Raw genomic sequence first — 26,663 nt, 5'->3', positions numbered from 1 at the left:
AATGGCGGGTTTGATAGAAACTTGCTGATTGTATGGATGCGCATGATGCCGACAAGTTCTTTTTCCCCGATAAAGTGTATTTTGTTTGACCTGGATGGAACCTTGCTGGACACCGCCCCCGATCTGGTGGCGGCGCTGAACGCGGTGCTGGCGGCGGAAGGGCGCGCCGGTTGTACGCTGCAACAGGCGCGGCACACGGTTTCCCACGGCAGCCAGATGATGCTGGAGTTCGCTTTTGGCGCAGGCCAGTCAGCGGCTGACCTGCAACGCCGCCGCAGCCTGTTCCTTGATTATTACGCCGCCAATATCAGCCGCCACACCCGCTTGTTTGATGGGATGCCGGAAGTGCTGGAAACCCTGGAAACGGCAGGCATGCCGTGGGGGATCGTCACCAACAAGCCGGAATACCTGACGTTTCCCTTACTGGAGGCGCTGGGTTTGCGCGCCCGGGCCAGCAGCATTATCGGCGGCGATACGTTGGATGTCGCCAAGCCACATCCCCAACCCTTGCTGATGGCGGCGCAGCAATGCGGCGTAGTGCCTGACGCTTGCCTGTATCTCGGCGATGCCGAGCGCGACATCGCCGCCGGGCGCAATGCAGGCATGAAGACGCTGGTGGCTGGCTGGGGGTATCTGGAGGCGGACGGTGCGCACCTCGATTGGCGGGCGGATGGCGTTATCGCCAGCCCCGCCGACATATTCGGGTGGTTGGGTTGATGGGGGCCGCACCTTTCCAGTTAGGCGCATTAATTGATGCGCATATTGTGTTTTTCACGGCGGTGACGATGTTTGTCCTGGGCCTGCTGGCGGCGCATCTCGTTTACAACACCCCTTTGCGGCAGGCGCGCCGTGAACTTGAGCGCCTGCAATTGCAGTTGCAGACCGAGGAACAGTTGCACGAGGAACGCCTGCAAACCCTGGATGATGCGCAAGACCGCCTCTACAACACTTTCGCGGCGCTTTCCCAGCGCGCCCTGCGTGAAAACAACACCCAGTTCCTGCAACTGGCGCAGGAAACCATGGGGCGTTTCCAGGTGGAGTCGCGCGCCGACCTTGAGCAGCGGCAGCGTTCCATCCAGCATCTGGTCGACCCGATCCGCGATGCGTTGGCCAAAACTGAAAACCAGATCCGTGAAATCGAGAAGGAGCGCCAGACCAGTTTCGGTGTCCTCAGCCAGCAGATTCGCGGCATGATGAATGACCAGGCGGCCTTACGTGATGAAACCGGGCGGCTGGCTTCCGCCTTGCGCACACCCGGCATTCGCGGGCAATGGGGGGAATTGAGCCTGCGCCGCATCGCCGAACTGTCCGGGATGGTCGAACACTGCGATTTTATCGAGCAGGCGCAGCGCAGCAACGCCGAGCGCACCATCCGCCCGGACATGGTGGTGCGGATGCCGGATGAGCGCGAAATGATCGTCGACGCCAAGGCACCGATGGACGCCTACTTGGATGCGGTCAGCGCCGACAATGAGGATAGCCGCAAGCGCCACCTACAACGCCACGCCCGGCATGTGCGTGAGCATGTGCGGGTGCTGGCGGGCAAGCGTTACTGGGAGCAGTTTGAGCATTCGCCTGATTTTGTGGTGTTGTTCATTCCCGGTGAACAGTTCCTCGGCGCAGCGCTGGAGCAGGACAAAACCTTGCTGCACGATTCCCTCAACGACAAGGTGATCCTGGCGACGCCAAGTACGCTGGTGGCTCTGTTGCGGGCAGTGGCGTTCGGCTGGAAACAGGCGGTGCTTGCTGAAAATGCGGGCAAAGTGCGCGATCTGGGTGAAGAACTGCACAAGCGCCTGACAGTTTTTCTTGACCATTTGGAGCGTCTGGGGCGTAATCTCGGCAGCAGCGTGGACACCTACAACAAGGCGCTGGGGTCGCTGGAACGCAGTGTGCTGCCGGGGGCGCGCAGGCTGTCGGAACTGGGGATTTCCTCAGGACGGAACATTGCGGAGCCTGCGCCGGTCGAAACCATACCACGGCGGCCATACGTCAAGGATACCGAAACCGATGCTGAAACCGATTAAAACACACTATTACCTGACCCTGTTCCAGATGCTGGCCATTTTGCTGTTGATGGCGGCTGCGGTGCTGTTGGGCAAAGACCAGTTGCTGGAATTCTTCCACACCACCCGGGCGGGCATGCTCGGGGTCGTGCTGAATGGCATTATCCTGTTGATCTTTCTGCTTGGGCTGGCGCGCATGATCTGGCTGTTCCTGAGCTACACCCATGAACAGGGCGTATTGCTGCGCTTTATCCGGCGGGCGGAAGACAACGCCGCCAACCCTGTTTACGGCCTGCCGGAAACGGCGCTGGTGGTGAACCGCTATTACGCCGTGCAGACCATCGCCCGCCAGAATGCCGAGGTCAACCAGGCGGCGCTGGCTTCCACCCTGATGGCGGGTCAGGTGGCGCAGTTCACGCTGGTGCGCTTCGTCAACAGCATCCTGATCCTGGCCGGGGTATTGGGCACGGTGATTTCCCTGGCAGTGGCGCTGATGGGCGCGGCGGGGCTGATGAACACCGCCGACAATATGAAAAACATGTGGGACATCATCGGCGGCATGTCCAACTCCTTGAGCACGACCGTGACGGCCATTGTCTGTTACCTGTTTTTCGCCTATTTCTATCTGCGCTTGCAGGACGCCCGCACGCAGTTGCTGGCCAATATTGAGGACGTGACCGCGTTGTATATCCTGCCGCGCTTCAAGCATGCGGAAAACAACCTGCTGCATGATGTCGCGGTGCTGGCGGCGGAACTGCGCCGGGCGGCGGAGGCCGTCACCCAGATAGAAGACCGTTTCCTGCATGCCGGGGAGCGTTTGCAATTGGCGGTGGACGACCTGCAAAGTGCCGTGGCGCAAAGTGGGGACAACATCCGCATTATCCGTGATTCGGTGCGGGAAGGCTTCCGCCTGCCAGTAGCGGGAGGTAAGCAACCGTCATGAGCAATGGTTTCCCCTCCCTGACTGGCTCGCATGAAGATTTGGAGGAAGGCTTCTGGTCATCCTTCAGCAATGTGATGATGGTCATCCTCAAGATATTCCTGCTGGTGATTGTGCTGATGGCCCTGAACAACCGTAACTTGCTGGAAGACTTGCAGAACAGCGTGCGGGCGAAGGATTCCGCCAGGCAGGCAGCCGAGCAGGCCAATCTTGAGGCCCAAAAAGCTGCCGAACAGGCGCAGCAGGCAACACGGCAGGCCGAATTCCAGCTCAAGGCCAATGCCACGCTGGAAGAGCAGCTTGACTACCTGCAACAGCGCACTTCCTCGCTGGAAATGGAGCTGTTGCGCAGCCGCGCCGAAGCCGAACAGGCACGCACCACCAGCGCCGATAAGGATGCAGCACTGACGGAATTGCAAAACAAGGCTCAGGAACAGGAGAGTGCGCTTGCCACCCGCGACAAGACCCTGGATGACTTGCAAAAGCAATTTGCCAGCATCATGGTGGAGCGTGAACGCACCCAATCGGAACTCGCCGATGCCCGTGACAGCGCCGCCAGCAAGGAAAGCGAACTGGCCACGCTACGTGCCAAAGCCGACGAAAGCGAAAAACAACTGTTGAGCCTGCAAGGCGAATACACCGAACTCGACAGCAAGTACCAGAAACTGTTACGGCCAGCGCGTTCCGCCAAAGGCAAGCAGGTGGTGGAAGTGGTCTACAGCAAATCCGGTTACAGCATCCGCAAACCGGGGGAAAGCAGCTCGCGCAGCACCAGCCGTAGCGCTTTGGAAAACGAACTGGCGGGCTTGAAAAACCAGTACGGTTCCGAACTGTATGTCAAGGTCATTATCCCCAATGACAGTGGATTGTCGTATAACGAAGCATGGCGGTTTACCAACGACATGCTGGGCAAGTATGACTATTACCACCAGCCAGACAACAGCAAACCGGCGGAGTAGCGGCGGTTTGCTGGGGGATTCATGCCTGTGGTCGCCGCTGCCTGAGCGCCTCATACAAACACACGCCGGTGGCCACTGACACATTCAGGCTGGACACTTGCCCCTGCATGGGTATCGAGATCAGGAAATCACAGCGTTCTTCCGTCAGGCGGCGGATGCCAGCGCCTTCCGCGCCCATCACTAACGCCAGCGGGCCTTTCAGGTCAGCCTGATACAAGTCCTGTTTGGCCTTGTCGCTGGTTCCGGTCAGCCAGACACCGCGTTCCTTGAGGGTGTCCAGGGTGCGGGCAAGGTTGGTGACGGGGATGAAAGGCACCACTTCCGCCGCGCCGGAGGCCACCTTGCGCACGGTGGGGGTGATGCTGGCGGCGTTGTCCTTGGGCGCAATGACTGCGTGCACGCCAGCGCCTTCCGCCGCGCGCAGGCAAGCGCCGAGGTTGTGCGGGTCGGTGACGCCATCCAGCACCAACAGGAACGGGGTTTCCTCCAGCGCATCCAGCAGGTCGTACAAGTCATTTTCAGTATAGGATTTGAGCTTGTAATACTCGGCGACCACACCTTGATGGCGGTTATGCCCCGCCATTTTGTCCAGCCGCTCCGGGTCGGCCGGGATTGTCTGCAAGCCGCTGTCCGCCGCCAGTTTTTCCAGCTTTTTCAGGCGGTCATTGCGGCTGCGCTTGTCCAGCCAGATTTGCCCCAAATTGTCTGCATCATTGCGTAGCGCGGTTTCGACGGCGTGGATGCCGTAAATGGTCGATTTTGCCATCAGGTTTTCGGTTTCTTCTTGCGGGGTTTGCGGTTGGACGGCTTTTTGGCGGTGGGTTTCGCTTTGGTTTTGCCAGCAGGTTTTTTGTCCGGCTGGGCTGGTCTCTTGCCCTTGTTGCTGGTGTTGCGGTTTTTGCCGGTGGGTTTCCGTTCCTGTTCGCCTTCCGTTTTGGCAATCACGAAATCAATCTTGCGTTCGTCCAGATCCACCCGCGCCACAGTGACTTGCAGGGTGTCGCCGAGGCGGTAAATGCGCCCGGAGTTTTCCCCCACCAACTGGTGGCGGGCGGGGTCGAAGCGGTAGTAATCGCTGGTCAGGGCGGTGACATGCACCAAACCTTCCACATAGATGTCGGTCAGTTCCACAAACAGGCCGAAGCCGGTAACGCCGGAAATGACGCCGGTAAAGCTGTCGCCGACGTGTTCCTGCATGTATTCGCATTTCAGCCAGGCGGTGACATCGCGGGTGGCGTCATCGGCGCGGCGTTCGGTCATGGAACAGTGTTCGCCCAGCGCCACCATTTCCTTGTATTTGTAGATGAAGCCGTTGACCTTGCCGCCGCCCAGGATATGGCGGATGGCGCGATGCACCAGCAAATCGGGGTAGCGGCGGATCGGCGAGGTGAAATGCGCGTAATGCGATTGCGCCAGCCCGAAATGGCCGGTGGCCTCCGGGCTATAGACCGCCTGCGACATGGAGCGCAGCAACACGGTCTGGATCATGTGCCGGTCAGGGCGCTCACCGAGGCTGTCGAGCAGTTTGGTGTAGTCCGCCGGGGTAGGTTCATCGCCGCCGCCGAGGGAAAGCCCCAGCCCGCCGAGGAATTGGCGCAGGTCTTCCAGCTTTTCCATTGTCGGGCCTTCGTGCACACGGTGCAGCGCCGGAATCCGGTATTTGGTCAGGAATTTCGCGGCGCACACATTGGCGAGGATCATGCACTCCTCGATCAGTTTGTGGGCGTCGTTGCGCTCGGTCGGCACAATCGCTTCGATCTTGCGTCCGGCGTCGAAAATGATGCGGGTTTCTTCGGTTTCGAAGTCGATGGCACCGCGCCGGTCACGGGCTTTGCGCAGAATTTTGTACAGTTCGTATAAGTCGTCGAGGTGGCCGCACAGTTCCGGTGAATATCCGCTACGGGCTTCCAGGTCGCGATCGACCACGATTTTGGCCATTTTGGTGTAGGTCAGGCGGGCGGCGGAATGCATCACGCCTTCCATGAACTGGTAGCTGATCAGCTTGCCGCGCGAGCCGACCCGCACTTCGCACACCATGCACAGGCGGTCGACGTGCGGGTTGAGGGAACACAGGCCGTTGGAGAGGATTTCCGGCAGCATCGGGATGACTTTGCCGGGGAAATAGACTGAAGTGCCACGTTCCTGCGCTTCCTTGTCGATCGCCATGCCGGGGCGCACGTAGTGGGATACGTCGGCAATCGCCACCAGCAAGCGCCAGTTGTTGCCTTCGCGCTCGCAGTAAACGGCGTCGTCGAAATCTTTGGCGTCTTCACCGTCGATGGTCACCAACGGCGTATTGCGCAGGTCGACGCGGCCTTGCTTGGCGTCTTCCGGCACTTCGTAGCCGAACTGGTCAGATTCCTCGCGGATTTCCGGCGACCATTCAAACGGTAGCTGATGGCTGCGGATGGCGACATCAATTTCCATGCCGGGAGCCATGTGGTCGCCCAGCACTTCCACAATTTTGCCCTTGGGCTGGGCGTATTTGGAAGGCTGCTCGACAATGGCGGCCACCACAATTTGCCCAGGCTTGGCGTCGCCTTTGGCGTCATTGGGGATGAGGATGTCTTGGCTGATGCGGGAATTGTCCGGCGCGACAAAGCCGATGCCGCCTTCCTGGAAATAGCGCCCGACCACTTGGGCGGTGCCACGTTCGAGGATTTCCACCACGGCACCTTCGCGGCGGCCTTTGGGGTCGAGCCCGCGCACACTGACCAGCGCCCGGTCGCCGTGCAGCAGGCTGCGCATTTGCTTGGCGTGCAGGAACAGGTCGGGGGTGCCGTCGTCCGGTTTCAGGAAGCCGAAGCCATCCGGGTGGCCGATCACGCGTCCGGCGATCAGGTCGGTGTGGGCGATTGGCACATATTGGCGGCGGCGGTTATAGAGCAGTTGCCCATCACGCTCCATGGCGCGCAGGCGTTTTTTCAATGCGTCGAGGTCGCGTTCTTCCTTCAGGCGTAATTTGTCGGATAAATCGGCAAAGTCCAGCGGCTGGCCGCTTTGATCCAGCACTTGCAGGATCAGTTCGCGGCTGGGGATGGGGTTATCGTATTTGTCGGCTTCGCGCTGGCTGTGAGGGTCTTGAAACTTCAATCAGGTGTCCCTTTGTAGTGTTGTATTTCGTGTGCGGCAAGCATAGCAAAAAAATGTCATGAAAGTGCTGTTTCATATTTGACAAGGTACGGCAAGCTCTATAAGATGCGCCTCTCACAACGCAGCAATGCTGGTGAATGCCGAGGTGGCGGAATTGGTAGACGCGCTAGTTTCAGGTATTAGTGGGGCGACCCGTGGAGGTTCGAGTCCTCTTCTCGGCACCAGATCGAAATCTAACCAAGTCTAGGTTAGTCCAAAAAGGCTTAAATCCAAAAGGTTTAAGCCTTTTTTGTTGTCTAGAGATTCTATCTTGATGTGCTTGCCACCGGGTGCAAGGTCTGGTGGATGCGTCACAATCACCCCATCATGGAGCGATCTGTCCCAGGAAGCTGCTCAGGGGGGGTAATGGATATGTGGGGAAATTCGGCAAATTTCCTGTTATGTCTAATAATCATCCATGTTTTTAAGCGACTGCCCTAGTTTCTGCTGTTGTGAAGGTGCAACCTTGGTGCTTATCTGTTAGTGTGGCTCCCGAGCTGATTGGGCAATCGCTGTTCCATGCCTCAAGTGTGGAAGGGAGGAAAGTCCGGGCTCCATAGGGTAAGACGCCAGGTAACGCCTGGGCGGCGTGAGCCGACGGAAAGTGCCACAGAAATGATACCGCCACCCGGCTTGCCGGAGGTAAGGGTGAAATGGTGCGGTAAGAGCGCACCGCGTCACTGGCAACAGTTGACGGCACGGCAAACCCCGTCTGGAGCAAAACCAAATAGGGATGCAATGGCGTGACCCGCGCTGCATCCGGGTAGGTTGCTAGAGGTGCATGGTGACGTGTATCCCAGATGAATGATTGTCCACGACAGAACCCGGCTTATAGATCAGCTCATTTCTTTTTCATTCTTTTTATTCCCCCTCTTTTTTGAAAGCCTGCATCGAAACCAGTTAAAGCGGTTTCTTGCTTTTGTTTTCTAATTCCTTGAAAACAAAAAATATTAATTTTGCTGGTTTTATCTTTTATTAAGTTAAAGGCTAAATAATTGCAGTTTAAAGTAATTTCTGCTGGATTTTATTGACAGAGTGGGGATGTCTGCCTATATTTCCTCGTAGGTGGCGGAAAGTGGAGAAAAGTGGGTAAGTTTCCCATTTTTAAGTGGGATTAGCAGGTATGTTTCGCGGCATTTCCAACATATCGATTGATGTCAAGGGTAGGCTGGCGATGCCTGCCAAATATCGTGACGATATTGTTGAAAACGCCAATGGGCAGCTTGTGATCACTATCGACCACACAGATAAATGTCTCCTCATATATCCCATGGGTCAGTGGGTGAAAGTGGAAAAGACCTTGATGTCGCTTCCCAATATGAACCGACGGGTGCGTAATTTACAACGTCTGATTCTGGGGCATGCGGCGGAGCTGGAGATGGACTCGCAGGGGCGGGTGTTGTTGCCAGCCCCATTGCGTGAATATGCCGGATTGGATAAAAAAGCGGTGCTTGTCGGCCAGGCTAATAAGTTGGAATTGTGGGATGCGGATGTTTGGGAAGCCGCCCGGGAAGTATGGCTGCGTGAAGCGCAGGAAGATGCTGACGCCAGCGAAGTCCTTAACCAGGTTTCCATGTGATGACGGTGAAATATGAGTGAGCCGATGTGGAAGCATGAGTCAGTGCTGTTGAGGGAAGCACTTGACGCTTTGCATGTGCAGCAGGATGGCGTTTACGTCGACGGTACTTATGGCCGGGGTGGGCATTCCGCCATGATTTTGGAACAACTGGGTAGGGATGGCCGCTTGGTTGTCATTGATAAGGATCCGGCCGCCATTGCGCATGCGCAGGAACGCTGGCGGGATGACCCACGCGTTTTGGCATGGCATGGTTCATTCCGTGATTTTCCGCAGGCGCTAGTTGCAGCTGGCATAAAGGACAGGATTCAGGGGTTGTTGCTGGATCTTGGGGTTTCGTCCCCGCAATTGGATGACGCTGAACGCGGTTTCAGTTTTGTGCGTGAAGGGCCGCTGGATATGCGGATGGATGTATCCAACGGCAAAAGCGCGGCGCAATGGATAAACCAGTCGGATGAGGCGGAAATCGCCGATGTGCTATGGCGTTATGGTGAAGAGCGTTTTTCCCGGCAGATTGCACGCGAAATTGTGCAGGTGCGGGCGGCGCGGCCTGTTGAGACAACAACACAATTGGCTGCCCTGATTGCAGGCGTTGTACGTAAGCGTGAACCTGGGAAGCACCCCGCTACCCGCAGTTTTCAGGCAATAAGGATAAAAGTAAATCAGGAACTGGATGATGTTGAAGAGTGTTTGCAACAGTCAGTTGAATTTCTTGCTCCAGGAGGGAGGCTGGTGGCCATCAGTTTCCATTCCCTGGAAGACCGCATTGTCAAACACTTCCTGCGCAAAGCTTCCTTACCCCCCGATATTCCCAAAGGGTTGCCTGTAATGCAGGAGTCTATCCAGACGCCGATGAAAACCATTGGCAAGGCTGTGCGTCCATCAGCAGTGGAAGTTGGCTCCAATGTCCGTGCCCGTAGCGCCATTATGCGGGTGGGTGAGCGCAGATGAGCAGGGGCGGCTTGCTGGGCTTGTCGTTGCTGTATGTGCTGGTGATTGCCATGGCCCTGATGGTCGTGGCGAACCGCCATCATGCGCGCCAATTGTTCGCTGAGTTGCAAAAACTGGAAAAAGAGCGTGATGAACTTGGTGCTGAATGGAGCCGTTTGAAACTTGAGCAAAGTACGTTGTTGAACCAGGTGCAAGTGGAAACACGCGCACGGGATGAATTGAAAATGCAGAAGCCTTCTGCTGACAATATCAGGATCATACGCGAGTGAAACGTAGACAACTCAAATCGCCGGTTTTTCAGGGAAGACGCCTGTTCCTGATGCTTGCTTTGCTGATTGTGATCGGCATCCTGATGCTACGGGCCGTATGGCTGGAAGTGTTCCAGCAGGAGTGGCTGCAAAAGCAAGCCGACAAACGCCAGATGCGGGAAGTCACTGTGCAGGCTTACCGGGGCATGATCACTGACCGCAACGGCGAACCGATGGCGGTCAGCTCGCCGGTGACGTCCTTGTGGTGCAATCCGCAGGATTTGTTGCAGGCGCGCGAGGATCTGCGGCGTGACTATGAATTGGCGCAGAAGGTGGCTGACGCTACCGCAGGAAACACCGATGCAGAAGCGCAGGAAGCGAAAAACTTGGCTGCCAGCCGTTTCGCCCGATTGGAGGAAGGCTTTCGCCATATCGAGCGTGAACTGGAAATGGATGAAGGCAGTTTGCTGACAAAGTTACAGCAGGCGAGCAATAAGCAGTTTTTCTACCTTGGCCGTCAGCTGCCATTGGAAGTGGCGGATGAAATCCTTGACTTGGAGTTGCCCGGTGTCGCGGGAACCCGTGAATACCGGCGTTATTATCCTTTGGCGGAAACCGCTGGCCATGTCGTCGGCATGACCAATATTGACGGTGTGGGCATTGAGGGTGTTGAAAAAGCCCGCAATGATGTGCTGGCAGGCAAAGATGGCAAAACCAGGGTGGTGCGCGACGCCAAAGGCAAGCTGGTTGAAAGCATCGTCAATATGGAAGAAATGCAGCCAGGGCAGGACGTGCGGCTCAGTATTGACCGCCGCATCCAGTACTTGGCTTACAAAGAGCTCAAGACCCGGGTTTATGGGTTGAACGCCAAGGCAGGCTCCCTGATTGTGTTGGATGCACATAGTGGGGAAATCCTGGCGATGGCGAATGTGCCGTCTTTCAATCCGAACAACCGTAAGGAATTGCAGCCCTCCCTCTACCGCAACCGGGCGGTGACGGACAAGTCGGAGCCAGGTTCCACCCTGAAGCCGCTGACGCTGGCGGCGGCTTTGGAGGCGCGGGTCATTGGGCCGGATGTGGAAGTCAACACCTCGCCCGGCTATATCAATTTTGGCAAGTACAGTGTCCGGGACCCGCATGATTACGGCCCCATCAGCCTGCCCACCTTGCTGGCGAAGTCCAGTAACGTGGGTGCCAGCCGGGTTGCGTTGTTGATGAATGCGCGCGACCAGTGGATGTTCCTGAGCCGGGTTGGCTTTGGCCGTGTGCCTGACGCCGGTTTTCCTGGGGAAAGTGCGGGCGAGCTGACCAGTTACACCCAATGGGGAAAAGTTGACCGGGCATCGCATGGTTACGGTTATGGGTTGTCAACCAGTTTGCTGCAACTGACCCATGCTTATGCGCCATTTGCCGCCAACGGGGTGTTGATGCCCGCCAGCATCTACAAGCTGGACAAGCCCGTTATTGGCCAGCAAGTCATGGGGTCGGGCACTGCGCGTGCGATTGTGCGGATGATGGAGGCCGTGGTGCAAAAAGGCGGCACAGGCGAAAAGGCGATGGTGGATGGCTACCGCGTGGCGGGCAAAACCGGCACAGCCTATAAATTTATCGATGGCAAGTATCGTAATGATCGCTATATGACCAGCTTTATCGGCGTTGCCCCCGCCAGTCGTCCCCGGTTAGTGGTGTCGGTGCAGATTGATGAACCTAAAATTGATGACAGCGGCGGCCGGGCGGCGGCACCGGTTTTTTCCAAGGTGATGGCGGAGGCGTTGCGTTTGCTGGACGTGCCACCCGACAACCTGCCTGAAAGCAAACAGGCGGCACAGACACTGCAACAACAGCCTCAGCAGGCCAAGACGGGAGGGGCGACATAAATGACAACAATGCCGTTAAGCACCTTGTTGGCTGGGTTTGTTGAATCGGCCCCCGATATAAAGGTGAGCGGGCTGACGCTGGATAATCGCAAAATTCAACCGGGCATGGTTTTCGTCGCCGTGCGCGGAACCCGTCAACACGGCCTGGATCATGCCGAGGCAGCGGTGCGCGCTGGTGCAGTGGCCGTGTTATATGAACCGGAAAATGGTTTGCAACAGCCACCCTTGTCGGTTGAGTTGGTGCCTGTGCCTTCCTTGCGGGAGCACTTGGGCACCCTCGCCGACCGTTTTAATTCCAGCCCCAGCGCCAGTTTGTTCATGGTGGGCGTAACCGGGACGGATGGGAAAACCTCCGTCAGCCATTTTGTCGCCGAAGCCATGAACGCGGCGGGTGCGCCAGCCTCGGCGGTCATTGGCACCTTGGGCATTGGCTTGCCTGGTGCGTTGAAACCGGCCACCCATACCACGCCGGATGCACTGACAGTCCATGCCTTGTTGCGTGAGTTGCGCGAGGAAGGTTTTAGCTCGGTGGCGATGGAGGTTTCTTCCCATGCGCTGGATCAGGGCAGGGTCAATGGCGTCCGTTTTGATGTGGCGGTGCTGACCAATCTGACCCGCGATCACCTGGATTACCATGGCACTGTCGAAGCTTATGCCGAAGCCAAGCGCAGGCTGTTCCATTGGCCAGATCTGAAAGCCGCCGTCCTAAATCTTGATGACCCTTTTGGCTGCCGGTTGGCGGAGGAGTTGCGAGAGAAGCCCGTGCGGCTGATTGGCTACGGTGTCGGCGACCCTGGCGCCTATCCCCCTGACACATTGGTGGCAGTTGACCCGGTGTTTGACCATGCCGGGATCAGCGCCACAGTCGTTGCCGGTCAACACCGGGGCCAGCTGTCAGCACCGGTGCTCGGCAGGTTCAATTTGCATAACCTGCTGGCTGCTCTGGGTGTCCTGTTGGCGGCTGGTATGGATTTTTCTGATGCCTTGCAGCGCTTGCAGCGGGTGCAGGTGGTGCCTGGACGCATGGAGCGTGTTACCGCCAGCGATGCGACTGGGCAGCTGGTGGTGGTGGATTACGCCCATACGCCAGGTGCTTTGGAACAAGTGTTGCAGGCCGTGCGCGTACATACCCGTGGCCGCTTGCTGTGTGTGTTCGGTTGTGGTGGTGACCGTGACAGGGGCAAGCGCCCATTGATGGCCCAAAAGGCGGAATCAGGAGCTGACGTGGTGATCATAACCGACGATAATCCGCGCTCCGAAGATTCACAGCAAATATTTGAGGACATCATGCAGGGCATCACTAACAAAAAGGGCGTGACGTGTGAGCACGATCGCTCAAGGGCTATCCGTCTTGCCATCAGTCAGGCACAGCCGGGCGACACCGTATTGATTGCGGGCAAAGGCCATGAAGCCGTACAGATTCTAGCCAATGGCGTAACGCCGTTCGATGACCGTGTCCAGGCAATGCAAGCATTGCGGGAGTGCGCCGCATGACCTGGCTGCTGCTTTCTGACATAGCCCGGATGACTGGCGGCGAGTTGCGCGGTGAAGATGTGGCGGTGGGGCGTGTTGAACGCGACTCCCGGCAGGCGCAGCACGGCGACTTGTTTCTGGCGTTGAAAGGCGAACGTTTCGACGCGCATGACTTTGTGCCGCAAGTGGCTGGCAAGGCCAGCGCCGCCCTGGTTTCGACGGTTGTGGATGCCGCGATCCCCCAAGTTGTGGTGGATGATGTGCGGCTGGCGTTGGGGCGGCTGGCGGCTGCTTGGCGCAAGCAGTTTCAACGCCCGCTGGTTGGGCTGACCGGCAGCAATGGCAAAACGACCCTGAAAGAAATGCTGACGGCTATCCTTGCGCAACAGGGTCGTACCCTGGCGACGGCGGGCAATCTCAACAACGACATTGGCATGCCCCTGACCTTATTGCGTTTGCGCGCGGAAGATGATTACGCCGTGATTGAAATGGGCACCAGCCATTTTGGTGAAATTGACTACCTGACCCGGATCGCGTGTCCGGATGTGGCCGTGCTTAACAATGCCGGGGCTGCGCACCTGGAAGGTTTCGGCGACATCGCTGGCGTGGCCCGTGCTAAGGGTGAAATTTTCAATGGCCTGGCCGGTCAGGGTGTGGCGGTCATCAATGCGGATGACGCTTACGCCGACTATTGGCGGGGTTTGAACCCAGGCCGCAAGGTGGTGGGCTTCGGCATGCGGCATCCGGCGGATGTGCAAGGCCGGGTGGATGAAAATAACCAGTTTTATCTACAGCTTGATGGCCAGGAAGCGGCGGTCAGCCTGAAATTGCTGGGGCGGCATAACCAGATGAATGCGTTGGCGGCTGCGGCTGCGGCTGCGGCGCTGGGAATGGGGCTGGATGTCATCCGCAGCGGGCTGGAAACTTTGCAGCCGGTCAAGGGGCGGCTGAACCCCAAACACGGCAAGCATGGCGGGATGGTGATTGACGACACCTACAATGCCAACCCCACGTCAACTGCGGCGGCGGTGGAAGTGCTGGCGGGCATGCATGGCGATAAGATCCTTGTGCTTGGCGATATGGGGGAGCTGGGTGAAAACGGTGCGCAACTGCATGCGGATATTGGCTTGCAGGCGGCAAAGGCCGGTATTGGTGCCGTTTACACGCTTGGCGATTTGAGCGCCAACGCCAGCGCCGCATTTGGCAGGCCGGAACTGGCTTTCCATGCATTGGAGCCGTTGCTGGCTGCGCTGGAGAATGATTTGCAGCACGGTGCAAATGTATTGGTGAAAGGCTCCCGATCCGCCCGCATGGAGCGGGTGGTGGACGCGCTGACGGCAACTGCTGTCAAGGAGGCCGCGTAATGCTGTTGTGGCTGTTTGAATTCCTGGGCGAATTCTACCGTGGCTTCAATGTGTTCCAGTACCTGACCTTGCGGGCGATTCTGGGGTTGTTGACGGCGCTGTTCATCGCCTTGTGGACAGGGCCGGGCATGATCCGGGCGTTGACCCGCCTGAAAATCGGGCAATACATCCGTGAGGACGGCCCCCAGCACCAGATGAAGGCGGGGACGCCGACCATGGGCGGGGTGATGATTATTCTGGCGATCACGGTTTCCACCTTGCTGTGGGCCGATTTGCGCAACCACTATGTCTGGGTGGTGCTGCTGGTCACGCTGGGATTTGGCTTGGTGGGCGGATTGGATGATTACATCAAGCTCAAGAAGCGCCGCAACTTGGGGCTAACGGCCCGGCAAAAAACGGCTGGCCTGACCGTGATCGGTTTCGCCGCCGCCATCTACCTGTACCTTGTGGCGGGGCCAACAGAAACGACCCTGTTTTTGCCTGTCCTGAAAGGCGCGCATTGGCAGATGGGGTGGCTGTTCATTCCTTGGGTGTACTTGGTCGTGGTCGGCTCCAGCAATGCGGTGAACCTGACTGATGGCCTGGATGGGCTGGCGATCATGCCGACCATTATGGTGGCGGGAGGGCTGGCCATTTTCGCTTATGTCAGCGGGCATGCGACCATTTCCCAGTACCTTGGGATTCCGCGCATCCCCGGCGCAGGTGAGGTCGTGGTGTTCTGCGGCGCCATTTTCGGCGCAGGGTTGGGGTTCCTGTGGTTCAACACCTACCCGGCGCAGGTGTTCATGGGCGATGTCGGCGCGCTGGCGTTGGGCGCTGCGTTGGGCATTGTGGCGGTTGTGGTGCGGCAGGAGGTCGTGCTGGCGATCATGGGTGGCGTTTTTGTGCTGGAAACCCTGTCGGTGATCTTGCAGGTCGGTTATTTCAAGGCCACGGGCGGCAAGCGGATATTCCGCATGGCTCCCCTGCATCATCACTATGAGAAAAAGGGTTGGCCCGAGCCTAGGGTCATCGTCCGCTTCTGGATCATCACCGTCATTCTGGTGATGATTGGCTTGGCAACCTTGAAGATTCGTTAATGGGTGGCGGTAACGCATGAATATGCAAACTGACAACTGGGAAACGCTGATTGTCGGCCTTGGCCAGACAGGGCTTTCGGTTGCGCGTTATTTGCAGAGGCAGGGCGTGGCGTTCGCCGTGGTTGACAGCCGCGCCAACCCACCCGGCAAGGATGAGTTGCTGGAACGGTTCCCGGCGGCACCTTATCACTTTGGCGCATTTGCGGAGGCTCCGGAGCTGTTTGCCCAAGCTGCCACGTTGGTTGTCAGCCCCGGCATCGCCATCGCAACCCCGGAAATCCAGGCGGCGGGCGCACGCGGCGCGGAATTGATTGGTGATATTGAACTGTTCGTGCGTGCGGCCAAAGCGCCAGTGGTGGCGATCACTGGCTCCAACGGCAAGAGCAGCGTCACCACGCTGGTGGATCTGATGGCGAAAAAGGCGGGCATGAAATCCTACGCAGGCGGCAATCTGGGTTACGCCGCATTGGATTTGCTGGAACAGCCGACGCTCGACTTGTATGTGATGGAACTGTCCAGCTTCCAGTTGGAAACCACGCATTCATTGCGGGCGGTGGCAGCGGTGGTGCTGAATGTCAGCGAAGACCATATGGACCGTTACGCCAGCTACGCGGATTACGCTGCTGCCAAACAGGTGGTTTACCGGGATGCGGCCTGCGCCGTGGTCAATCGGGATGATCCGCTGGTGATGGCAATGGTGACGGGCGCGGCGGTTTCTTTCGGCCTGGATGCGCCTGCCGCCGGTCAGTACGGGGTACGTGAGCAGGATGGCGGGCGCTGGCTGGCGAAAGGCGAAAGCTTGCTGTTGGCAGTCAATGACATGCGGCTGCCGGGCGAGCACAACTATGCCAATGCGCTGGCCGCACTGGCGTTGGGCGAAGCTGCGGGCATTCCGCTTGCAGGCATGCTGGCGGCGCTGCGTGAGTTCACCGGATTGCCGCACCGGACCCAATGGGTGCGGGAACGGCATGGGGTGAACTGGTTCAACGACTCCAAAGGCACCAATGTCGGCGCAACGCTGGCGGCGCTGGCTGGCCTGCCGGGCAAAACCGTGCTGATTGCCGGTGGGCAGGGCAAAGGGGCGGATTTTTCCCCTTTGCGCCCGGTGGCCGCCGACAAGGCGCGTGCGCTGGTGCTGATCGGCGAAGACCGTGACAAGATCGCCGCGGTGGTGGAAGGCTACGCTGCTTATGTGTTTGCCGATGACATGGCGGACGCCGTGAAGGCTGCCGCCGAATTGGCGCAAGCGGGTGACAATGTGCTGCTTTCACCTGCCTGCGCCAGTTTCGACATGTTTAAAGGCTATGCGCACCGTGGCGACGTGTTCAGCGAAGCTGTCAGGGGGTTGCCATGAGCCGCAAGGTCACCGCCATGTTGCATGATGTGCCGAACAGCAATCCGTGGGCGCGCTACTTCGACCGGGATCTGCTGGTCGCGTTACTGGCCATTATCGGCATTGGCATTGTCATGTTGGCGTCGGCTTCCATGTGGGTGGCGGAAAAACAATATGGCGACCCTTACTATTATTTGCAGCGTCAGGCGATTTATCTGGCGCTGGGCATCTTGCTCGCTGTGGCCATGTACCAGATCAGGGTGGATTTTTGGCAGCAATTGGGTGTCCGCTTGCTGCCAATCGTGCTGGCGTTGCTGGTGCTGGTGTTGATTCCGGGGATTGGCAAGGAAGTGAATGGCAGCCGTCGCTGGCTGAGTTTTGGCTTCATGTCGGTTCAGGTGTCGGAGCTCGCCAAACTGATCATGCTGCTGTACTTGTCCGGCTACATGGTCCGGCATGGGAAAAATCTGTCGGTTTCGCCTTCTTACCAGCCATTGCTGATCCCTTTGCTGGTGCTGGGTGTCAGTGGTGGATTGTTGCTGCTGGAGCCGGACTTCGGGTCAACCATCGTTATTTTTGTCACCGGATTGGCGTTGCTGTTCCTGGGCGGCGTGCCATTGAAACGGTTGGCGCTGTTGCTGGGTGGGGCTGTCCTGGTGATGATTCCGGTGTCGATGATGGGTTACCGCAGTGCCCGCTGGGATGCGTTGATGAACCCCTGGGCGCATGAAGCCGATAAGGGTTACCAGACCGTGCACGCCTTAATGGCGATTGGCGATGGCGGCTGGTTCGGCAACGGTCTGGGCGGCAGTATCCAGAAGCTGTTCTACCTGCCGGAAGCGCATAACGATTTTATTTTCTCAATACTGGCGGAAGAGTTCGGTTTTATCGGCATGCTGCTGGTGTTGTCGTTGTATGGCTGGTTGGTGGCGCGGGCGTTTGTCATCGGTTTCCAGGCGGATAAAACCGGCAGGCATTTTGGTGCCTATGTCGCCTATGGCGTTGGTTTCTGGATGGGGTTCCAGGTCATCTTGCATATTGGTGTGAATTTGGCGGTGCTGCCGCCCAAAGGTTTGACCTTGCCGTTGATGAGTTATGGTGGCAGTAGCCTGATGGTGACGCTGGTGGCGATGGCTTTGCTGATGCGTGTGCACCGTGAAACCCAGTCCGCCTTGATGGGGCTGCCTGAAAAACATCTTGCGGGATGGCGCGCATCCCGGCCTGTCAGGAGGACTGCCCGTGGCTGAACAGACGCAACGTCCCATCATGATCACTGCGGGCGGCACCGGCGGCCACGTTTATCCCGGCTTGGCAGTCGCCCGCGCCCTGATGGCGCAAGGCATCCCAGTGGTGTGGATGGGAACCCGCAAGGGGCTGGAGGCGCGCGTCATCCCCGAGGCAGGCATCGAAATGGCATGGTTGGATGTGAATGGTTTACGCGGCAAAGGCTGGCAGACCCTGCTGATGGCACCGGTCAACTTGGTTCGGGCGCTGGTGCAATCCGTCAGCATCATGCTGCGGCACAAACCGGCGGCGGTGCTGGGCATGGGTGGGTTTGTGGCAGGCCCTGGCGGTCTGGTGGCGGCGCTGATGGGCAAGCCGGTGGTGATCCATGAGCAAAATGCTGTCGCCGGTTTGACCAACAAGCTGTTGTCGACCGTCAGCCGCCGGGTGCTGGAAGGTTTCCCCAACACGTTCGCTGGCAATGGCAAGGTGATGGCGACCGGCAATCCGGTGCGCTTGGACATCGCCAGCTTGCCAGCGCCGGAAGCGCGTCTGGCGGCGCGGGCGGATGAGCCTGTGCATGTGCTGGTGGTTGGCGGCAGTCTGGGCGCACAGGCGTTGAACCAAATGGTTCCTCAGGCGCTGGCGCAGCTGGATGGATCAATCCGTCCGCTGGTGCGGCATCAGGCGGGTGTGCGCAATATCGATGAGGCCAGTCAACAATATGCTGACGCTGGCGTTACAGCTGAAGTCATGCCGTTCATCGAAGACATGGCGGCAGCTTATGCCTGGGCTGATCTGGTGATTTGCCGCGCAGGTGCCTTGACCATCGCGGAACTGGCGGCGGCAGGCGTGGCGGCGGTGCTGGTGCCATTCCCGTATGCGGTGGATGACCATCAGACCGCCAATGGCAAATATCTGGCTGACAATGATGCCGCCTTGCTGATCCAGCAACGTGACCTGACGCCGGAAAAACTGGCGGGCGTGTTGCAAGATTTGTGTTCTGACCGCGACAGGTTGCGACAGATGGGTATGGCTTCCCGGCAATTGGCCAAGCCTGACGCTACCGCGCAGGTGGCCGCCATCTGTGCTGCCTACGCTGGTTATGACTTTGATAATAAAACAGGAAAACAATAGATGAAGATAGGAAATGACCAGCTTGCCCGTAAACGCATCAACCGCCTGCATTTTATTGGCATTGGCGGTGCGGGCATGGGCGGCATTGCCGAGGTGGTCGCCAATCTGGGTTACAGCGTTTCCGGCTCTGACGTGGCGGAAAGCGCCATGACCCGCCGCCTGCAATCGCTGGGCGTGACGGTTTACAAAGGGCATAAGGCGGAGCAGGCCGAAGGCGCGGATGTGATTGTGGTTTCCACCGCCATTGACAACAGCAACCCGGAAATCATTGCCGCGCGTGAACAGCGCATCCCCATCGTGCGCCGCGCCGAAATGTTGGCGGAGCTGATGCGTTTCCGTCAGGGGATCGCGGTGGCGGGCACCCACGGCAAAACCACCACCACTAGCCTGACCACCAGCCTGCTGGTGGAGGGTGGCATGGACCCGACGTATGTGATTGGCGGCAAGCTGAACAGTTCCGCCAGCAATTCCAAGCTCGGCACCGGCGAGTATCTGGTGGCGGAGGCCGATGAGAGTGACGCCTCCTTCCTGTATTTGCAGCCGATGATTGCGGTGGTGACCAATATCGACGAAGACCACATGTCCACTTATGGTGGCGATTTCGCCAAGCTGAAGCAGACTTTCGTGGAATTCCTGCACCATCTGCCGTTTTACGGGCTGGCGGTGCTGTGTGTGGATGATGAATATGTGCGTGAAATCCTGCCTGAAGTCAGCCGTCCGGTGGTGACCTATGGCTTTGGCGATGACGCTGATTTGCAGGCGGTGGAGATGCGCTTTGCTGGCACCCAAAGCCATTTCACGGTGCGCCGCCATCGTGGCAAAGCGCCGTTGGCGATCACCCTGAACCTGCCAGGCCGTCATAATGTGCTGAATGCGCTGGCGGCGATTGCGATTGCGACGGAACTGGATGTGCCGGATCAGGCCATTGTTGACGGGTTGCGCAAATTTGATGGCGTGGGTCGCCGCTTCCAGCAGTATGGCGACATTGCGTTTGCAGTGGGCAAGAAGGCCACCCTGGTTGATGACTATGGCCATCATCCGCGTGAAATGAAAGCCACCCTGGATGCGGTGCGTAACGCCTGGCCCACACGCCGTTTGGTGCAGGTGTTTCAGCCGCACCGCTACACCCGCACCCGCGACCTGTTCGAAGATTTCGCCCAAGTGCTGTCTGAAACCGACGTGCTGGTGCTGATGGATGTTTACCCTGCCAGCGAACAGCCGATCCCCGGCGCTGATGGGCGCGCACTGGCTCGGGCCATCCGCATTCGCGGCAAAGTTGACCCGATCTTCGTCACGGATGTGGAGGATGTGCCGGGAGTGCTGAAGCATGTCCTGCAAGATGGCGACATCATCCTGACGCAGGGCGCAGGTAGCGTGGGCGGGCTGGCCGCCAGCCTGCCGGAGAAGCTGTCCATGAAGGCGGAGGGGATGTCATGAGTCAGGACATGAAGGCCAAATTCGGCAAGGTGGCGGTTCTGTACGGCGGTTGGGCGGCTGAACGCCCGGTTTCCTTGAAAAGCGGCGCAGCAGTCCTGAAAGCCTTGCAGGCAAGTGGTGTGGACGCCCACGGCATTGATGTTGGCCGCAATATCATCAGTGTGTTGCAGGCAGGCAAATTCGACCGTGTATTCAACATTCTGCATGGCGCAGGCGGTGAGGATGGCGTGTTGCAAGGGGCGCTGGAAATTCTTGGCTTGCCGTACACAGGCTGCGGTGTGATGGCCTCGGCCATCAGTATGGATAAGCTCATGACCAAGCGGTTATGGGCGGGCGCTGGCTTGCCGACCCCTGCTTACCGGGTGTTGACGGCGGATGCCGATTTCGATGGCGTGGTGGCGGAACTCGGCCTGCCGCTGATGGTGAAGCCCGCCACCGAAGGCTCCAGCATCGGTATGAGCAAGGTGAAAGTTGCGGGCGAACTGGAAGGTGCCTACCGCAAGGCTGCGGAATGCAGTTCCGCAGTGCTGGTTGAGCAATGGGTTACGGGAGCGGAATATACGGCTGGAATCGTTGCAGGTGAGTCCCTGCCGTTGATCAGGTTGGAAGTGCCGGGTGAGTTTTACGATTACGAAGCCAAATACTTGTCAGATGACACCCGCTATTTCTGTCCGTGCGGGTTGGACGCTGCAGAAGAGCAGGCCATGCAGCAACTGGCCAGGCAGGCGTTCGATGTGGTCGGTGGGCGTGGCTGGGGGCGGGTCGACATGATGCGTGACGCCGCTGGCAATGCATGGTTGATTGAGGTCAACACCAATCCTGGCATGACTGACCATAGCTTGGTGCCAATGGGAGCCCGCGTTGCGGGGATGGATTTCAACGCGCTGGTCATGCGCATACTGGAGACCACGTTGTAATGGCGAAACCACGCCGAAAGACGGCCAAACATTCTCGACCAGATTTCCGGTTGACGGAGGTTTCCCCACGTCTGTTACGGCTGGTCACTGTGTTTGCGCTGGCGTTGGTGTTGTTGGGCGCTGTACTGGGAGCCCGGGCGTTCCTGAATAATCCAGAAAATTTATCCATTAGTCGGGTTGATGTTCAAGGCGAGAGAAAGTTTATTAAAGATACGGAATTACAGGCAGTTATTGAAAAATACACGCATACCAACCTGTATCTTCTGGATACCGACGCCCTGGAAGCTGATCTTGAAACGTTACCATGGGTTCGTGCGGTTAATTTGCGCAAAGCATGGCCAGATCAGTTGATCGTGTCCGTCGAAGAGCAACACCCGGTGGCTTTTTGGGGAAAAGAACGGCTGATGAACCAGTATGGCGAACTGTTCGCTGCTGACCTACCCGCCATGCGTGGTATTTTTCCAACTCTCTACAGTCCGGAAGACAAAGGCCGGGAAATGGGTGAGCGATATATCCAAGTCAAGGGATGGCTGAAGGGTTTGCCGCTGGAAATTTCGGAACTGACAGAAGATGAAGGCGGCTCTTGGCGGTTAAAGATCAAGGGGGGGCCGGAAGTCCTTATTGGCAACGAAAATCAGGAGCGCCGGATTGAACGGTTCAAGGTTGGTTTTCAGCGGGAATTGGCCAGCAAACTTGGCAATCTGCGGCGGGTGGATCTGCGCTATACCAACGGTTTTGCAGTGGAATGGAAGCAATCCCCAATCGGTTCGCGGGGTTCAACAGGCGGAGTCGCAGGAGTGAGAGATGTCAAAGAAAGAGCATAACGTGATTGTCGCACTGGACTTGGGCACCTCGAAGGTGGTTGCCTTGGTTGGTGAAATCAATGACGCAGGACGCCTGGAAATCATCGGAATTGGTTCATATCCTTCCCGTGGCATGAAAAAAGGCGTGGTGGTCAACATCGAATCCACTATCCAGTCTATTCAGCGGGCGGTGGAAGAGGCCGAGTTGATGGCGGGCGTACAGATCCGTTCGGTCTACGTCGGAATTGCTGGCAGCCATGTGCGTAGCCTTAACTCCCACGGCATTGTGGCGATCAAGGACAAGGAAGTGACCAACAACGATGTCGAGCGGGTGATGGATGCCGCGCGGGCGGTGGCGATTCCTGCTGACCAGCGTATTCTGCATGTGTTGCCGCAGGAATACGTGATTGACCAGCAGGAAGGCATTCGTGAGCCGGTCGGCATGTCGGGGGTGCGCTTGGAGGCGCGGGTGCATCTGGTGACAGCCGCCCATAGTGCCGCCCAAAACTTGGTCAAGTGCGTGGAGCGCTGCGGCTTGAATGTCGAAGACATCATTCTGGAGCAGGTGGCGTCTAGCTATGCTGTATTGGAAGAGGATGAAAAGGAGTTGGGCGTCTGTTTGGTCGACCTCGGCGGGGGCACTAGTGACATTGCAGTTTTTATGAATGGCTCCATTCACCATACTGCGGTCATTCCCATTGCAGGTGACCAGGTGACCAATGACATCGCGGTGGCGGTGCGGACGCCTACCCAATATGCAGAAGAAATCAAGATCAAATATGGCCGGGCGTTGCGTCAGCTGGTCGATGATGACGAGCTGATCGAAGTGCCGGGTGTCGGGGAGCGTGAACCGCGCAGTCTGTCTGTCCAGACTCTTGCGTCGGTCATTGAACCCCGCTATGAAGAACTGTTTTCACTCGTTCTGCAGGAACTGCGTCGTAGCGGTTATGAAGAACGGATTGGTGCAGGCATCGTGCTGACAGGTGGCTCCTCTAAGATGAAAGGGGTGCGCGAGTTGGCCGAAGAGGTGTTCCATATGCCTGTGCGCATCGGCATGCCGCGAAATGTCGGCGGTTTGCGGGGTGAAGTCGAAAATCCTATCCATTCCACTGGGGTAGGGTTACTGCTGTACGGGATGGCGCAGCAGGCTTACGGAATCAAACACGGTCCATCCACTGCAAGCATCATATCAACGGAAGATGGCTGGTGGGGACGTTTGAGGAACTGGTTTAACGGTAATTTTTAACAGTCGGAGAGTACGGGCATGTTTGAATTAATGGATAGCGCAGCAAAAGGTGCTGTAATCAAGGTGATCGGGGTGGGCGGAGGCGGCGGAAATGCCGTCAAGCACATGGCTGAGTCCGGGATCGAAGGCGTTGAATATATTTGCGCCAATACTGACGCCCAAGCGTTGCAGGGAATGGGCATCAAAAGTGTTTTGCAATTGGGCGCTTCGCTGACCAAAGGGTTGGGCGCAGGAGCCAAGCCGGATATCGGACGGGAGGCAGCTATAGAAGATCGTGACCGTATCCGTGAACTGATCAGTGGCACGGATATGCTGTTCATCACCGCAGGCATGGGTGGTGGCACCGGCACTGGCGCTGCCCCAGTGATTGCTGAAATCGCGCGGGATATGGGTATCCTGACGGTGGCGGTCGTGACCCGCCCGTTCATGCTGGAAGGTTTGCGTCGTAAACAATCAGCGGACTACGGCATTGGGGAGTTGGGCAAGTTTGTCGATTCATTGATCACTATCCCAAACCAGAAACTGCTGACTTCACTGGGCAAGAATGTATCCATGCAGGCCGCATTTGCAGCAGCTAATGACGTGTTGCTGAATGCGGTGCAGGGCATTTCTGAGCTGATCACCAGCCCTGGCCTGATCAATGTGGACTTTGCCGACGTGAAAGCAGTTATGTCTAATGGCGGCGTCACGATGATGGGAACCGGTGAAGCCCAGGGTGAAGACCGGGCTTCCAAAGCGGCTACGATGGCGATTTCCAGCCCATTGTTGGAAGATATTCGTTTGGATGGATCCAGCGGCATTTTGGTCAGCATCAGCGGCGGCATGGATATGACCATGCACGAATTTGAAGAAGTGGGTGCCGTTATTAGCCAGTTTGCATCAGATGACGCCAACGTCATTATTGGCACGACCATGGATGAGACGTTGGGCGACAAGATCCGTGTCACTATCGTGGCGACTGGCCTTGAAGAAACTGGCACGGCGGCAATGCCAAAAAAGCCCGTTGAACAGCCGCGTGTCGCCAAGTTGCAGTCGGTGCAGTTGGAACCCGTGCAAAAAGTTGCGGTCGGAGGAAGAGGCCGATACGAAAATGTGCTGGATATTCCAACCTATGTGCGTCAGAGCAGCGAAAACAACTTGGATATCCCAGCCTTCCTGCGTAAACAGGCAGACTAGGCTCTATCGGAGCTGCGTTTGAAGAATAAACATGCCCCTAACGGCCAGGGCAGCGATGTTCTGGCCGTTATTCGAGCAGTGTTGCTGACAGGATCAGCCGAAAATCCACCTCCATAAGTCGATTTTCAGGCGATTTTTCGTTTTTGGGCTATAGTCGTTCAGATTCCGGCTGGTCATATTGGCTAGAATTCTGGAATCCGGAACATTCTAAAAAAATAATGCGCCAACAACGAAAGGGAGTATACCTTGTTAAGGCAACGGACATTGAAGGCAACGGTATCAACAGTGGGTATCGGCCTGCACTCAGGAAAGAAGGTTTCCATGACCTTACGCCCTGCTTCTTCTAACACCGGCATTGTATTCCGCCGGGTCGACATGAACCCTCCAACCTTGCTTGAATTGCATCCTGAACGGGTAGGCGAAACCATGCTGTGCACCGCCTTGGTCGACGGGGAGATGAAGGTGGCGACTGTCGAGCATTTGTTGTCAGCTTTGGCGGGTTTGGGCATCGACAACCTGTACGTCGATTTGGATGCGGCGGAAATTCCTATCATGGATGGCAGTGCCGCGCCGTTTCTGTACCTGCTATTGTCAGTTGGCATTGAAGAGCTTAAAGCGCCCAAACGTTTCATCCGTATCAAACAACCCATTGAGGCAGGCAAGGGGGATGCTTGGGCAAAGTTGCTTCCTTATGAAGGGTTTAAAGCTAGTTTCGAAATTGAATTTGACCATCCTGCGGTTAGCGCGACGGCCCAATCGTTGGAAATCGATTTTTCCCGTCAGGCCTATGCCAGTGAAATAGCCCGAGCCCGCACGTTCGGTTTCATGCGTGATGTGGAAATGCTGCGTTCCCGCAATCTGGGGTTGGGCGGTAGTTTGGAAAACGCTATCGTGCTGGATGAGTTCAGGGTGTTGAATCAGGATGGGTTGCGCTATGCGGATGAATTTATCCGCCACAAAATCCTGGACGCTATCGGCGATCTGTATACGTTGGGGCATGGAATTATCGGTGCTTATCAGGGTCATAAATCAGGCCATGCAATTAATAATCTGCTGGTTCGCGCCTTGTTGCAGCAGCAAGATGCATGGGAGATGGTGACACTGGCAGCCAAACAAAAAGAACAGGCCATTTTTGTCGACAGTTATGTTTTCGCAGGAATCTAGGCATCGGGGGGCAGACGGCTGGCAGTTCTAGCCAACTGTCGAATAGCTGTTTGAAGCTCTTTATCATCAATGCTTTGGGCAATGCTTTGCACAATGTTTGCAGTGTTGCTTGAAAATCTAAATTTGCCCATTTCTTGTTCAAAACTTGCAACGGGTAAGCCGATCACCTTAATATCGGCATTGCGAATTTTAGTGTTTAAGTATTTGCTTAAATGTTTACACAACAGGTTCTGCTGGAAGCGGGCCTGTGTCGCAAAATGAGGGTCATCGGTCAGTAGTGTTATGCGCTGGTTTTTTAGTAAAGGCCAAAAGCGGTTTTCAGCGGGGATGGAAAAGAAGTGAGCAATTACTTCAGTCAGTTCATCAAGTTGATGGAGTCTTTCATCAATATCTTTATTAATCAGTTGATTAACTCTTTTCATGCTGTTTTTCTCTCCCAACGTTGCTGCCCCCTACTATCATTGAGAACCGATGATCGCATTTTTTGAACTTACAAGGAATCTGAGAGATTTTCTACCATGCAGGTAATCTGTCTAAGTGATGATGGTTCGCGCCGTACCTCTTTCATTCTACAACCATGGCAACATTTGATCATTCCAGCGGGTGTTATTGCTTTGCTGC

23 protein-coding genes, 1 tRNA gene and 1 other RNA gene are annotated in these 26,663 nt (G+C 57.1%); 22 read left to right on the top strand and 3 right to left on the bottom strand.

Going from position 1 to position 26,663, the window contains the following annotated elements; translation table 11 throughout:
- Nucleotides 1-81: 81 nt before the first annotated feature.
- From gph to VSS37_RS14010, 4 genes are read left to right on the top strand one after another with little or no spacing between them, the layout of a single operon-like run.
- Complete coding sequence (gph, locus tag VSS37_RS14025; RefSeq protein WP_324696217.1) at nt 82-717, top strand: phosphoglycolate phosphatase; 636 nt, start codon at nt 82-84, stop codon at nt 715-717.
- Nucleotides 717-2,027 (top strand): DNA recombination protein RmuC, encoded by a 1,311-nt coding sequence (locus VSS37_RS14020; protein ID WP_324696215.1) that lies wholly within the window; start codon nt 717-719, stop codon nt 2,025-2,027. Before gph ends, VSS37_RS14020 begins: the two co-directional genes overlap by 1 nt.
- Nucleotides 2,011-2,949 (top strand): hypothetical protein, encoded by a 939-nt coding sequence (locus VSS37_RS14015; RefSeq protein ID WP_324696213.1) that lies wholly within the window; start codon nt 2,011-2,013, stop codon nt 2,947-2,949. The genes VSS37_RS14020 and VSS37_RS14015 overlap by 17 nt, the downstream gene beginning before the upstream one ends.
- Nucleotides 2,946-3,905 carry a hypothetical protein gene (locus VSS37_RS14010; RefSeq protein ID WP_324696212.1) on the top strand — a complete coding sequence of 320 codons (960 nt, stop codon included), beginning with the start codon at nt 2,946-2,948 and terminating at the stop codon, nt 3,903-3,905. The genes VSS37_RS14015 and VSS37_RS14010 overlap by 4 nt, the downstream gene beginning before the upstream one ends.
- A 19-nt stretch (nt 3,906-3,924) precedes the next feature.
- Here the strand turns inward: VSS37_RS14010 and rlmB are convergent, their stop codons facing one another.
- Both rlmB and rnr read right to left on the bottom strand, forming a co-directional pair.
- On the bottom strand, nt 3,925-4,671 hold the full coding sequence (gene rlmB / locus VSS37_RS14005) for a 23S rRNA (guanosine(2251)-2'-O)-methyltransferase RlmB (RefSeq protein WP_324696211.1): 747 nt from the start codon (nt 4,669-4,671) through the stop codon (nt 3,925-3,927).
- Entirely contained in the window at nt 4,671-6,998 is a 2,328-nt protein-coding gene (gene rnr, locus VSS37_RS14000) for a ribonuclease R (protein WP_324696209.1), read from the bottom strand. The genes rlmB and rnr overlap by 1 nt, the downstream gene beginning before the upstream one ends.
- A 139-nt stretch (nt 6,999-7,137) precedes the next feature.
- Here rnr and VSS37_RS13995 point away from each other — a divergent pair.
- The 18 genes from VSS37_RS13995 (at nt 7,138) to lpxC (ending at nt 26,042) form a co-directional block, all read left to right on the top strand.
- Nucleotides 7,138-7,222 (top strand) — tRNA-Leu (locus tag VSS37_RS13995).
- A gap of 308 nt (nt 7,223-7,530) precedes the next feature.
- Nucleotides 7,531-7,885, top strand: an RNA gene (gene rnpB / locus VSS37_RS13990) — RNase P RNA component class A.
- A 275-nt stretch (nt 7,886-8,160) separates the two neighbouring features.
- Nucleotides 8,161-8,616 (top strand): division/cell wall cluster transcriptional repressor MraZ, encoded by a 456-nt coding sequence (gene mraZ / locus VSS37_RS13985; RefSeq protein WP_324696208.1) that lies wholly within the window; start codon nt 8,161-8,163, stop codon nt 8,614-8,616.
- 12 nt (nt 8,617-8,628) lie between these two features.
- On the top strand, nt 8,629-9,564 hold the full coding sequence (gene rsmH, locus VSS37_RS13980) for a 16S rRNA (cytosine(1402)-N(4))-methyltransferase RsmH (RefSeq protein ID WP_324696206.1): 936 nt from the start codon (nt 8,629-8,631) through the stop codon (nt 9,562-9,564).
- Entirely contained in the window at nt 9,561-9,833 is a 273-nt protein-coding gene (ftsL, locus tag VSS37_RS13975) for a cell division protein FtsL (protein ID WP_324696205.1), read from the top strand. The genes rsmH and ftsL overlap by 4 nt, the downstream gene beginning before the upstream one ends.
- Nucleotides 9,830-11,689, top strand: a complete 1,860-nt coding sequence (locus tag VSS37_RS13970; protein WP_324696204.1) for a peptidoglycan D,D-transpeptidase FtsI family protein — start codon at nt 9,830-9,832, stop codon at nt 11,687-11,689. The genes ftsL and VSS37_RS13970 overlap by 4 nt, the downstream gene beginning before the upstream one ends.
- Nucleotides 11,690-13,183: a UDP-N-acetylmuramoyl-L-alanyl-D-glutamate--2,6-diaminopimelate ligase gene (locus tag VSS37_RS13965; protein WP_324696203.1), complete on the top strand. Its 1,494-nt coding sequence runs from the start codon at nt 11,690-11,692 to the stop codon at nt 13,181-13,183.
- Nucleotides 13,180-14,526 (top strand): UDP-N-acetylmuramoyl-tripeptide--D-alanyl-D-alanine ligase, encoded by a 1,347-nt coding sequence (locus tag VSS37_RS13960; RefSeq protein WP_324696201.1) that lies wholly within the window; start codon nt 13,180-13,182, stop codon nt 14,524-14,526. Before VSS37_RS13965 ends, VSS37_RS13960 begins: the two co-directional genes overlap by 4 nt.
- A complete protein-coding gene (gene mraY / locus VSS37_RS13955; RefSeq protein ID WP_324696197.1) occupies nt 14,526-15,605 on the top strand; it encodes a phospho-N-acetylmuramoyl-pentapeptide-transferase in 1,080 nt (359 codons plus the stop codon). The genes VSS37_RS13960 and mraY overlap by 1 nt, the downstream gene beginning before the upstream one ends.
- A 16-nt stretch (nt 15,606-15,621) precedes the next feature.
- On the top strand, nt 15,622-16,959 hold the full coding sequence (murD, locus tag VSS37_RS13950) for a UDP-N-acetylmuramoyl-L-alanine--D-glutamate ligase (protein ID WP_324696196.1): 1,338 nt from the start codon (nt 15,622-15,624) through the stop codon (nt 16,957-16,959).
- Nucleotides 16,956-18,185, top strand: coding sequence for a putative lipid II flippase FtsW (ftsW, locus tag VSS37_RS13945; protein ID WP_324696194.1), 1,230 nt, complete (start codon nt 16,956-16,958; stop codon nt 18,183-18,185). Before murD ends, ftsW begins: the two co-directional genes overlap by 4 nt.
- On the top strand, nt 18,178-19,299 hold the full coding sequence (gene murG, locus VSS37_RS13940) for an undecaprenyldiphospho-muramoylpentapeptide beta-N-acetylglucosaminyltransferase (protein WP_324696193.1): 1,122 nt from the start codon (nt 18,178-18,180) through the stop codon (nt 19,297-19,299). Before ftsW ends, murG begins: the two co-directional genes overlap by 8 nt.
- Nucleotides 19,300-20,736, top strand: coding sequence for a UDP-N-acetylmuramate--L-alanine ligase (gene murC, locus VSS37_RS13935; RefSeq protein WP_324696191.1), 1,437 nt, complete (start codon nt 19,300-19,302; stop codon nt 20,734-20,736).
- The gene (locus VSS37_RS13930; protein WP_324696189.1) at nt 20,733-21,653 is read left to right on the top strand and encodes a D-alanine--D-alanine ligase; all 921 of its coding nucleotides are present in this window, start codon (nt 20,733-20,735) and stop codon (nt 21,651-21,653) included. The genes murC and VSS37_RS13930 overlap by 4 nt, the downstream gene beginning before the upstream one ends.
- On the top strand, nt 21,653-22,477 hold the full coding sequence (locus VSS37_RS13925; protein ID WP_324696188.1) for a cell division protein FtsQ/DivIB: 825 nt from the start codon (nt 21,653-21,655) through the stop codon (nt 22,475-22,477). The genes VSS37_RS13930 and VSS37_RS13925 overlap by 1 nt, the downstream gene beginning before the upstream one ends.
- On the top strand, nt 22,458-23,702 hold the full coding sequence (ftsA, locus tag VSS37_RS13920) for a cell division protein FtsA (protein WP_324696186.1): 1,245 nt from the start codon (nt 22,458-22,460) through the stop codon (nt 23,700-23,702). Before VSS37_RS13925 ends, ftsA begins: the two co-directional genes overlap by 20 nt.
- 18 nt (nt 23,703-23,720) lie before the next feature.
- Nucleotides 23,721-24,878: a cell division protein FtsZ gene (gene ftsZ / locus VSS37_RS13915; RefSeq protein WP_324696185.1), complete on the top strand. Its 1,158-nt coding sequence runs from the start codon at nt 23,721-23,723 to the stop codon at nt 24,876-24,878.
- Nucleotides 24,879-25,124: 246 nt separating this feature from the next.
- Nucleotides 25,125-26,042 carry a UDP-3-O-acyl-N-acetylglucosamine deacetylase gene (gene lpxC / locus VSS37_RS13910; protein WP_324696183.1) on the top strand — a complete coding sequence of 306 codons (918 nt, stop codon included), beginning with the start codon at nt 25,125-25,127 and terminating at the stop codon, nt 26,040-26,042.
- Here lpxC and VSS37_RS13905 read toward each other — a convergent pair.
- Nucleotides 26,039-26,464, bottom strand: a complete 426-nt coding sequence (locus tag VSS37_RS13905; RefSeq protein WP_324696181.1) for a hypothetical protein — start codon at nt 26,462-26,464, stop codon at nt 26,039-26,041. The genes lpxC and VSS37_RS13905 overlap by 4 nt on opposite strands.
- Nucleotides 26,465-26,663: the final 199 nt, after the last annotated feature.

It is taken from the genome of Candidatus Thiothrix phosphatis (assembly GCF_035668035.1).
In the GTDB taxonomy this organism is placed as follows: domain Bacteria; phylum Pseudomonadota; class Gammaproteobacteria; order Thiotrichales; family Thiotrichaceae; genus Thiothrix; species Thiothrix phosphatis.
The sequence above is the reverse complement of the archived record's forward strand: the minus strand, read 5'-3'. Positions and strand labels throughout refer to the sequence as shown.

What these genes read in the sequence shown, in the direction of transcription:
- VSS37_RS14020 (WP_324696215.1), top strand. Translation starts at nt 717, where the DNA reads ATGGGGGCCGCACCTTTCCAGTTAGGCGCATTAATTGATGCGCATATT.
- VSS37_RS14015 (WP_324696213.1), top strand. Translation starts at nt 2,011, where the DNA reads ATGCTGAAACCGATTAAAACACACTATTACCTGACCCTGTTCCAGATG.
- VSS37_RS14010 (WP_324696212.1), top strand. Translation starts at nt 2,946, where the DNA reads ATGAGCAATGGTTTCCCCTCCCTGACTGGCTCGCATGAAGATTTGGAG.
- rlmB (WP_324696211.1), bottom strand. Translation starts at nt 4,671, where the DNA reads ATGGCAAAATCGACCATTTACGGCATCCACGCCGTCGAAACCGCGCTA.
- mraZ (WP_324696208.1), top strand. Translation starts at nt 8,161, where the DNA reads ATGTTTCGCGGCATTTCCAACATATCGATTGATGTCAAGGGTAGGCTG.
- rsmH (WP_324696206.1), top strand. Translation starts at nt 8,629, where the DNA reads ATGAGTGAGCCGATGTGGAAGCATGAGTCAGTGCTGTTGAGGGAAGCA.
- ftsL (WP_324696205.1), top strand. Translation starts at nt 9,561, where the DNA reads ATGAGCAGGGGCGGCTTGCTGGGCTTGTCGTTGCTGTATGTGCTGGTG.
- VSS37_RS13965 (WP_324696203.1), top strand. Translation starts at nt 11,690, where the DNA reads ATGACAACAATGCCGTTAAGCACCTTGTTGGCTGGGTTTGTTGAATCG.
- VSS37_RS13960 (WP_324696201.1), top strand. Translation starts at nt 13,180, where the DNA reads ATGACCTGGCTGCTGCTTTCTGACATAGCCCGGATGACTGGCGGCGAG.
- mraY (WP_324696197.1), top strand. Translation starts at nt 14,526, where the DNA reads ATGCTGTTGTGGCTGTTTGAATTCCTGGGCGAATTCTACCGTGGCTTC.
- murD (WP_324696196.1), top strand. Translation starts at nt 15,622, where the DNA reads ATGAATATGCAAACTGACAACTGGGAAACGCTGATTGTCGGCCTTGGC.
- ftsW (WP_324696194.1), top strand. Translation starts at nt 16,956, where the DNA reads ATGAGCCGCAAGGTCACCGCCATGTTGCATGATGTGCCGAACAGCAAT.
- murC (WP_324696191.1), top strand. Translation starts at nt 19,300, where the DNA reads ATGAAGATAGGAAATGACCAGCTTGCCCGTAAACGCATCAACCGCCTG.
- VSS37_RS13930 (WP_324696189.1), top strand. Translation starts at nt 20,733, where the DNA reads ATGAGTCAGGACATGAAGGCCAAATTCGGCAAGGTGGCGGTTCTGTAC.
- VSS37_RS13925 (WP_324696188.1), top strand. Translation starts at nt 21,653, where the DNA reads ATGGCGAAACCACGCCGAAAGACGGCCAAACATTCTCGACCAGATTTC.
- ftsA (WP_324696186.1), top strand. Translation starts at nt 22,458, where the DNA reads ATGTCAAAGAAAGAGCATAACGTGATTGTCGCACTGGACTTGGGCACC.
- ftsZ (WP_324696185.1), top strand. Translation starts at nt 23,721, where the DNA reads ATGTTTGAATTAATGGATAGCGCAGCAAAAGGTGCTGTAATCAAGGTG.
- VSS37_RS13905 (WP_324696181.1), bottom strand. Translation starts at nt 26,464, where the DNA reads ATGAAAAGAGTTAATCAACTGATTAATAAAGATATTGATGAAAGACTC.